This window comes from Streptomyces sp. NPDC058632, assembly GCF_042717095.1.
In the GTDB taxonomy this organism is placed as follows: domain Bacteria; phylum Actinomycetota; class Actinomycetes; order Streptomycetales; family Streptomycetaceae; genus Streptomyces.
Genome location: NZ_JBHXQZ010000093.1, coordinates 22,372 through 31,244 on the forward strand (window position 1 = coordinate 22,372; position 8,873 = coordinate 31,244).

The window sequence follows — 8,873 nt, forward strand, 5'->3', positions numbered from 1 at the left end:
CCGGTGACCTCCGTCACTGACCAGGACCACACCGAGCACCCTGAGCGTTCCCCGTCCGCCGAACGGCCGGAGGGGCCGGAGAGGCCGGATAGGCCGGAGGGGGCCGAGGGGTCCGAGAGGGCCGAGGGGACCGATCGCTCCGAGGGGGGGCGCGCGGAGAACGGACGGGAGCAGGAGCAGGACCAGCAGGACCGCGACGGGCGCGAGCAGGGCCCGTACGGCCACGACAAGTACGGGAACCACGCCTACGAGGACGACGACGCGTACGAGGACGACGACGAGGAGCCTGGCGCGGCACCGGCCGTGCAGGCCTCCTGGGCCGACGGGCTGATCGCGCGCCGGGTGAGCGAGACCACCGGGGCCGGGACGAGGACCGAGGCAGGAGCAAGGGCAAAGGCAAGGGCAGAGGCAGAGGCAAGGGCCGGGGCCGGGGCAGGGGCAGGGGCCGGGGCAGGGTCCGGGTCCGGGTTCGGGTTCGAGCCGTACGCCGCGCCGGAGACCCGCACGCCCGCGCCGCAGAAGGTGACCCCTCTGGTGTACGACGCGCCCCTGGCGTCCCGGCTGGAGGCGTTGCGTGAGCTGGTGGGGCTGTCCCGGGCCCGGCTCGACAGCCGGACGCTGGCCGGGGCGGGGCGGGTCCTCGACGAGGCCGCCACGCGGCGCAGGCTCTCCGGGCAGCACACCGTCGTCGCCATCGCGGGCGCGACCGGCAGCGGCAAGTCGCAGCTGTTCAACGCGCTCGCCGGAGTCGCCATCTCGGAGACCGGCGTACGACGGCCGACCACCGCCGCGCCCGTCGCGTGCAGTTGGAGCGACGGCGGCGCGGGCCTCATCGAACGGCTCGGCATCCCGCCCCGGTTGCGCCGGCGTCCGCTGCAGGCGACGGCGGACGCGGACGAACAGCTGCGCGGACTCATCCTCGTCGACCTGCCGGACCACGACTCGGCGGCCGTGCAGCACCGCGAACAGGTCGACCGGGTGCTGGCCGTGGTCGACGCCGTCATCTGGGTCGTCGACCCGGAGAAGTACGCCGACGCGATGCTGCACGAGCGCTATCTGCGGCCCATGGCGGCCCACGCGGAGGTCATGTTCGTCGTCCTCAACCAGGTCGACCGGCTGCCCGGGGAGGCCGCCGAACAGGTCCTGGACGATCTGCGGCGCCTGCTCGACGAGGACGGCATCGCCCTGGGCGAGTACGGCGAACCCGGTACGACGGTCCTCGCGCTGTCCGCGCTCACCGGCGACGGGGTCGGTGAACTCCGCGAAGCCCTCGGCCGGTTCGTGGCCGAGCGGGGGGCGGCCGGCCGCCGTATCGCCGCGGACGTGGACATCGCCGCGTCCCGGCTGTGGCCCGTCTACGCCAACCGCCGCTGGGCCGGGCTCAGCGAGGAGGCGCGGGAGGAGTTCACGGACCGGCTCGCGGACGCCGTGGGCGCCACCGCGGCGGGCGAGGCGGCCGAACGCGCATGGCTGCGCAACGCCAACCGCGCGTGCGGCACTCCGTGGCTGCGGTTGTGGCGCTGGTACGAGGACCGGGGCGGGCCGCCCACCGGAAGACTCCCGCGGCGGACGCAGCCCGACGAGGAGACCACCGCCAGGCAGCGGGTGGAGCAGGCGGTGCGCACGGTGTCCGACCGGGCCTCGGACGGGCTGCCCGAGCCGTGGGCCCTGGCGGTGCGGGAGGCGGCCGTACGGGGCTCCCAGGGGCTGCCGGAGGCGCTGGACGCCCTCGCCGCGCGCGCCGCGCTGCCACCGGGGCGGCCACCGCGGCCCGGGTGGTGGCCGGTGGCCGTGCTCGCCCAGGCGTCCATGACGATCCTCCAGTTCATCGGCGGACTGTGGCTGGTGGGTCAGATCGTCGGGTTCATGGCGCCGAACCTGGGGGTGCCGGTGCTGCTGATGGTGATCGGCATCGTCGGCGGCCCGATCGTCGAGTGGAGCTGCCGGATGGCGGCCCGCGGACCGGCCCGGCGGCACGGGCTGGAGGCGGAGAGACGGCTGCGGGAGGCTGCCGCGGGGTGCGGCCGCGCCCGGGTCCTGGACCCGGTGGCCTCGGAACTGCTGCGGTACCGGGAGGTACGGGAGGAATACGGACGGGTGGCGGGGGTGGGCGCCGGGGTGAGCTGAGGCGTACGGGCGGCCACTTCTGCAGGGCCAGAAGGCACTGCAGGGCCACTCGTACGGGTGGCGGAGTTGTCCACGGACCGGCGGTGGTCCACAGGCTTCAGCGGGCCCGGCCCGACCGCGGCAGTCTGACGCACAGCCGTACGGGACGGGCCCGTACGCGTATCCGTCCGGCGGCCGGTACCGGCGTCCGGGCGGGGGAGGCAGGCGCGATGAACGAGACGATGATCTGCGCGGTGGGCAACGTGGCGACGCAGCCGGTGTTCCGGGAGACGGCGTCCGGGCCGGTGGCGAGGTTCCGGCTGGCGGTCACGTCGCGGTACTGGAACCGGGACAAGGCCATGTGGGCGGACGGACACACCAACTTCTTCACGGTGTGGGCCAACCGCCAGCTCGCCACCAACACCACGGCCTCGCTGTCGGTGGGCGAACCCGTGATCGTGCAGGGGCGGCTGAAGGTGCGCACGGAGACACGCGAGGGTCAGCAGGGCCGTACCTCGGCGGACATCGACGCGGTGGCGATCGGCCACGACCTGGCCCGGGGCACGGCGGCCTTCCGCCGCGCGGGCCGACCGGACCGGCCACATGGCTCCCCGGACCGGCCGGAGCCCACGTGGGAGACCAGGCCACCGGGCGAGCCGGACGAGCCGGGCGAAGCAGTCGAGGCAGTCGAGGCAGTCGAGGCAGCCGAACGGGCGGAAGCAGCAGGTGTGTCCGGCGGGTCCGAGCCTGTCGCCGACGCCCACCAGATGCCGGAACCAGCCATGGTGACGTGATGTCGCCGGTCCGGCCCTCGGTGGCAGAGCTGAACGAAGTGAGGCCTATCATCCCATCCGCACCAAAGGATCCCGAGTTGGTTTATCGACAAGCCCTGCTCGTACACACCTCGGCGATAACGATTCCACGTCGGATCAGGCCTCCGACCTGATCATCGGCAGGCGCGGTTCGCGGCGTACTTAGGATGCCGGGCATGGCTCCCGGGGTTCTCGGGGTCGGTGATTCTGCTGGTGGGAACCGTCCCCGATGTCAACGGGTCCCGCTCGGAAGGGAAATCGGTGTTTGCTGCGTCCTCTGGGTTCTCGGCGTTGTCCGTACGCGGGTTCGGGCCGGTGAGACGTCTTGCCGCCGGGACGCTGGTGTCCGGATGCGTCGCCGCCGGTGTGCTGGCCGGCGCCGGGACGGTGGCCGCCGACGACGGGACGACGCGCGGTGAGGGCGGAGCGGCCGCGACCGTGGAGGGTCTGAAGACGTACGGCGAGGCCGTGATCCGCGGCGCCGCCGGGGACCAGCAGGTGTCGGCGGGGCTGTTCGAGATGTCCGTCGAGGGCGGCGGCATGCTGCAGACGTACTGCGTCGACATCCACACCCCCACGCAGACGGACGCCGAGTACCACGAGACCGCCTGGAGCGGTACCTCGCTGGGCGCCAACGAGGACGCCGGCAGGATCCACTGGATCCTGCGGAACTCCTACCCCCAGGTGAACGACCTCGCGGCGCTCGCCGACCGGGCGGGCGTCCGGGGTGAGCTGACCGAACAGGACGCGGCGGCCGGCACGCAGGTGGCGATCTGGCGCTACTCCGACGACGTGGACGTGGACGCCGTCGACCCGCAGGCGGAACAGCTCGCGGACTACCTGGAGAAGAACGCGCGCACCCAGCCGGAGCCGCAGGCGTCGCTGGCCCTGGACCCGCCGGCCGTCTCCGGACGCCCCGGCGAGCTGCTCGGCCCGGTGACGGTACGTACGGACGCGGGCAGTGTGACGGTGTCGCCGCCGGCGGACGCCACCACGAGCGGGGTCCGGATCCTGGACGCGGACGGCCTGCCGGTCATCACCGCGGTGGACGGCACCGAGGTGTTCTTCGAGATACCCGAGGACGCGCCCGCGGGCACGGTCCAGGTGACCGCGCAGGCCTCGACCACGGTGCCGGTCGGCCGGGCGTTCGCCTCCGAGAGCCGCAGCCAGACGCAGATCCTGGCCGGCTCCAGCACCTCGACGGTCTCCGCGACGGCGAGCGCGACCTGGGCGGAGCAGGGCGCGATACCGGCGATGTCCGCCCGGAAGAACTGCGCCGAGGGCGGCGTCGACGTCATCGCCACCAACCAGGACGACGAGCCCTTCACCTTCGAACTCGCCGAGCGCGAGTACACCGTGGAGCCGGGCGCCACCCGCACGGTGACGGTCCCGGTGGCCGAGGACCGGACGTACGACTTCACGGCCCAGGGCGCGGACGGCTTCGAGAAGCGGTTCACCGGCATGCTCGACTGCCGGACCAAGGCCGCCGAGACCGGCGTCGACGTCCACACCCTCAGCGGCCCCACCCCCACCCCCGTGGTGGCCGGGTCCGACGACGTCAACCTCGCCGCCACCGGCGCCACCGGCGCCGCTCCCTGGATCGTCGGCACCGCCATCACCCTGGTCGTCCTCGGCGGAACGGCCCTGGTCGTCACCCGCCAGCGCGAGACAGCCGCAAAACGCTGAGGGAGATCCCCGCGACGGGACGCGGATCCTGGGAATGATCCCTACCGCGAGCGAGGTCTGTGCATCGCCGTAGTGGACGATCACCTGTGATGCGGACCGGAGTGGTCGCCCTGCTCGGTGCCGGTAGGCGCCGAGCATCCGGGTCCGGTCAGCAGCCTTCCCGGTAGTTCATGAACCAGTGGGTGTCGAATCCGCACTGACGGCGGACGTGCTCACAGACGTACCTGACGTCGATTCGGGAGGTGTGGGATCCCCTTTCGTCCGACGGGTCCGCGGTGGCACACGAGGATCGCCGCGATGGTGGTGGCGTGCGGCTGAGCAGACTCCTCCTGCTCGGTCCGGAGGAACGGCGGGGCCGGCACGTCCGGGCGGTTCGCGGTTCGCGGCCCGTGCTGCGGGCGGACGGGCTCGGCCGACCGCCCGCAGCACGACTCGACGGCCTGGCTCAGGGCAGTCCCGGGAGGCGCACAGCAGACCGGGGCCGGCTCTGAGGACCGGTCACTTCCGCCAGAACAGGTGGTGCGTCACCCCGCTCGGGCTGGGAACGACCTCCAGGTGGAACCGGTCGAGCAACTCATCGGGGGACTCCCAGAGTCGTAGTCCGGACCCGAACTTCACCGGCGAGACCGCCACGTGCAGGGTGTCGACGAGATCGGCGTCGAGGAACTGCCTGATGGTGGTGACCCCGCCGCCGAGCCGTACGTCCTTGCCCTGCGCCGCCTCCCGGGCCTGCCCGAGGACCGTGGCCGGGTCGCCGTCGACGAAGTGGAACGTGGTGTCGGAAAGCGTGAGCGAAGGACGCTTGTGGTGGGTCAGGACGAACACCGGGGTGCGGAACGGGGGCTCGTCACCCCACCAGCCCTGCCACTCATGGTCGTTCCAGGGCCCGCGCTGGGGCCCGAACTTGTTGCGGCCCATGATCTCGGCGCCGATGTTGCGCGCGTAGTCCCGCGTGAGGTGGTCGTCCAGGCCCCGGCTCCCCCCGGGGTCGGTGCGCATGGGCCAGCTCGCCGTGGCACCCGCCCAGGCGAACAGCCTCTCGGGCTCGACATGACCGAACGGCTTCTCGAGGGTCTGGTCCTCACCGGCACCGATCCCGTCACTCGAGACGTTGAAGTTCTGGACCCTCAGTAACTGAGCCACGTGTTCCTCCTGTGTGGTCGACAACGATGGTGAGACCTGCCGGGCCGGGAAAACTCATCGGATGCGGGGCCCGATGGTGGGTGCACCCTGGCCGTGCGCACGGGCAGGCCGGCCCGGCCTGCCCGCCCGATCCGGCCGTCCCAGGGGCGTCCGAGGCTCCCCGAGGCCGACCGATAGCGACCGACGGTGACCGTCGGGCCGTCATCGTCGGCAGTGAACCCCCAGGTCACAGCCCCCGGGCCGAACGCGTTTCGTCCCAGGGGTGGCGGTGCGGCAAGATGGGGTGTATCTGCCCACTGCCAGTTTCAAGCTGCCGGACGGTTTCTCTTGGCTGAGTTCATTTACACCATGCGCAAGGCGCGCAAAGCGCACGGCGACAAGGTGATCCTCGACGATGTCACCCTGAGCTTCTATCCGGGGGCGAAGATCGGTGTCGTCGGCCCGAACGGTGCCGGTAAGTCGACCGTTCTGAAGATCATGGCAGGGCTGGAACAGCCGTCCAACGGCGATGCCTTCCTCACCCCCGGTTACACCGTGGGCATCCTGCTCCAGGAGCCCCCGCTGACCGAGGACAAGACCGTCCTGGAGAACGTCCAGGAGGGTGTTGCCGAGGTCAAGGGCAAGCTCGACCGGTTCAACGAGATCGCCGAGCAGATGGCGACCGAGTACACCGACGCGCTCATGGACGAGATGGGCAAGCTGCAGGAGCAGCTCGACCACGCCAACGCCTGGGACCTCGACGCCCAGCTCGAGCAGGCCATGGACGCCCTGGGCTGCCCGCCCGGCGACTGGCCCGTCGCCAACCTCTCCGGTGGTGAGAAGCGCCGCGTCGCGCTCTGCAAGCTGCTGCTCGAGGCGCCCGACCTGCTGCTCCTCGACGAGCCCACCAACCATCTCGACGCCGAGTCGGTGAACTGGCTCGAGCAGCACCTCGCCCAGTACGAGGGCACCGTCGTCGCCGTCACCCACGACCGGTACTTCCTGGACAACGTCGCCGGGTGGATCTGCGAGGTCGACCGCGGCCGCCTGCACGGCTACGAGGGCAACTACTCCAAGTACCTCGAGACCAAGGCCACCCGCCTCAAGGTCGAGGGCGCCAAGGACGTGAAGCGGCAGAAGCGCCTCAAGGACGAGCTCGAGTGGGTCCGCTCCAACGCCAAGGGACGCCAGGCCAAGTCCAAGGCCCGTCTCGCCCGGTACGAGGAGATGGCCGCCGAGGCCGACAAGATGCGGAAGCTGGACTTCGAGGAGATCCAGATCCCGCCGGGTCCGCGGCTGGGCAGCATCGTCGTCGAGGTGAACAACCTCAGCAAGGGCTTCGGCGACAAGGTCCTCATCGACGACCTCAGCTTCACGCTGCCGCGCAACGGGATCGTCGGCGTCATCGGTCCGAACGGCGCCGGCAAGACCACGCTGTTCAAGATGATCCAGGGCCTCGAGGAGCCCGACTCCGGGGCGATCAAGGTCGGCGACACCGTCAAGATCTCCTACGTGGACCAGACCCGCGCCAACATCGACCCCAAGAAGACGCTGTGGGCGGTCGTGTCGGACGAGCTCGACTACATCAACGTGGGCCAGGTCGAGATGCCCTCGCGGGCGTACGTCTCCGCCTTCGGCTTCAAGGGCCCGGACCAGCAGAAGCCCGCCGGTGTCCTCTCCGGCGGTGAGCGCAACCGGCTGAACCTCGCCCTCACCCTCAAGCAGGGCGGAAACCTGCTGCTCCTCGACGAGCCGACCAACGACCTCGACGTCGAGACCCTCGGCAGCCTGGAGAACGCGCTGCTGGAGTTCCCCGGGTGCGCCGTGGTCATCTCCCACGACCGGTGGTTCCTGGACCGCGTCGCCACGCACATCCTCGCCTACGAGGGCGAGTCCAAGTGGTTCTGGTTCGAGGGCAACTTCGAGTCGTACGAGAAGAACAAGATCGAGCGGCTCGGAGCGGACGCCGCGCGCCCGCACCGCGCCACCTACAAGAAGCTGACCCGGGGCTGATCTCTTGCGGCACATCTACCGCTGCCCGCTGCGCTGGGCGGACATGGACGCGTACGGCCACGTCAACAACGTGGTCTTCCTCCGGTATCTGGAGGAGGCCCGTATCGACTTCTTGTTCCGCCCGGACAAGGACTTCCAGCAGGGGTCCGTGGTGGCGCGCCACGAGATCGACTACAAGCGGCAGCTCGTCCACCGGCACGCGCCCGTGGACATCGAGCTGTGGGTCACGGAGATACGGGCCGCGTCCTTCACCCTCACCTACGAGGTGAAGGACGGCGACCAGGTCTACGTCCGCGCGTCCACGGTGATCGTGCCGTTCGACTTCGAGGCGCAGCGTCCGCGCCGCATCACCCAGGAGGAGCGGGAGTTCCTCCAGGAGTACACGGACGACGGCGACAGCGGGAGCGACGCCGCCGACGGCACCGATCAGGACGAGGCCGTCGCGGCATGACGGTGCTCCACCTCGCCGACGAGAGGGAGGCGGCGGACCTCGCGGCCTTCCTCTCCCGGCTGCTCCACTACGACCGTGGGGCCGCGGTGCGCCTCCAGGCGTCGGGCACCGCACTCGCGGTGTTCGGCCGGCCGCCCTCCTTCGAGGTGCTGGCCATCCGCGCCGTACGGCTGGCCAAGCCGTACGAGGACGGTCTCGAGGTCGCCCTGGACGTGACCGTGTCCACCGGTGAGCTGCTGGAATCGGTGGACGAGGCCGCTGCCACCGCCGCCGTGCCGGGCGCGGTGACCGGGCCGCCCTGGGCCGGGGTGCTGCCCCCGCGCAAGGGCTGGCGGACGGCCGAACCGGGGCTGCCCGCACCGGATGCCCTGCGGGCGCTCGTCGCGGCCGCGGTCACCGAGTTCAAGGCGCGCACGGGAGAGTTGGCGCCCGAGTCGCGTACCCGGGCCGAACTCGACCGGATCGGACGGGAGATCTGGTCCCGCACGGTCGCCCGGACCGACCTCCCGGTGCGGGCCGTGCACGCGGCCCAGTCGCTGGGGTTCCTGCGGGCGGCCGGGACCGCCGGCGCGGACGGTGAGCCTGTGCTGCTCGCCTCGGGCGCGTGGCTGCGGCTGCGCACGCCCTACGGTTCGATCGCCCTGCGGCGGGCGGGATCCGGGGCGCTGGGGCTCAGCGTGCGC

7 protein-coding genes are annotated in these 8,873 nt (G+C 71.5%); 6 read left to right on the plus strand and 1 reads right to left on the minus strand.

What is annotated here, in order from left to right; genetic code table 11:
• Window positions 1-3 precede the first annotated feature (3 nt).
• The 3 genes from ACFWVE_RS28425 (at window position 4) to ACFWVE_RS28435 (ending at window position 4,604) form a co-directional block, all read left to right on the plus strand.
• Window positions 4-2,127, plus strand: coding sequence for a YfjP family GTPase (locus ACFWVE_RS28425; RefSeq protein WP_384019816.1), 2,124 nt, complete (start codon window positions 4-6; stop codon window positions 2,125-2,127).
• Between the two features lie 209 nt (window positions 2,128-2,336).
• Window positions 2,337-2,900 carry a single-stranded DNA-binding protein gene (locus ACFWVE_RS28430; RefSeq protein ID WP_384019819.1) on the plus strand — a complete coding sequence of 188 codons (564 nt, stop codon included), beginning with the start codon at window positions 2,337-2,339 and terminating at the stop codon, window positions 2,898-2,900.
• A gap of 333 nt (window positions 2,901-3,233) precedes the next feature.
• Window positions 3,234-4,604 carry a Cys-Gln thioester bond-forming surface protein gene (locus ACFWVE_RS28435; RefSeq protein ID WP_384019822.1) on the plus strand — a complete coding sequence of 457 codons (1,371 nt, stop codon included), beginning with the start codon at window positions 3,234-3,236 and terminating at the stop codon, window positions 4,602-4,604.
• A gap of 498 nt (window positions 4,605-5,102) precedes the next feature.
• Here ACFWVE_RS28435 and ACFWVE_RS28440 read toward each other — a convergent pair whose 3' ends face one another.
• Window positions 5,103-5,747, minus strand: coding sequence for a dihydrofolate reductase family protein (locus ACFWVE_RS28440; protein WP_384019825.1), 645 nt, complete (start codon window positions 5,745-5,747; stop codon window positions 5,103-5,105).
• Window positions 5,748-6,074: 327 nt separating this feature from the next.
• Between ACFWVE_RS28440 and ettA the strand changes: the two genes are divergently transcribed.
• From ettA to ACFWVE_RS28455, 3 genes are all read left to right on the plus strand, one after another.
• Entirely contained in the window at window positions 6,075-7,739 is a 1,665-nt protein-coding gene (gene ettA / locus ACFWVE_RS28445; protein ID WP_384019828.1) for an energy-dependent translational throttle protein EttA, read from the plus strand.
• A 4-nt stretch (window positions 7,740-7,743) separates the two neighbouring features.
• Window positions 7,744-8,190, plus strand: a complete 447-nt coding sequence (locus tag ACFWVE_RS28450; protein ID WP_384019831.1) for an acyl-CoA thioesterase — start codon at window positions 7,744-7,746, stop codon at window positions 8,188-8,190.
• On the plus strand, window positions 8,187-8,873 hold a 687-nt coding region (locus ACFWVE_RS28455), incomplete at its 3' end, for a hypothetical protein (protein WP_384019833.1). The genes ACFWVE_RS28450 and ACFWVE_RS28455, both read left to right, overlap by 4 nt.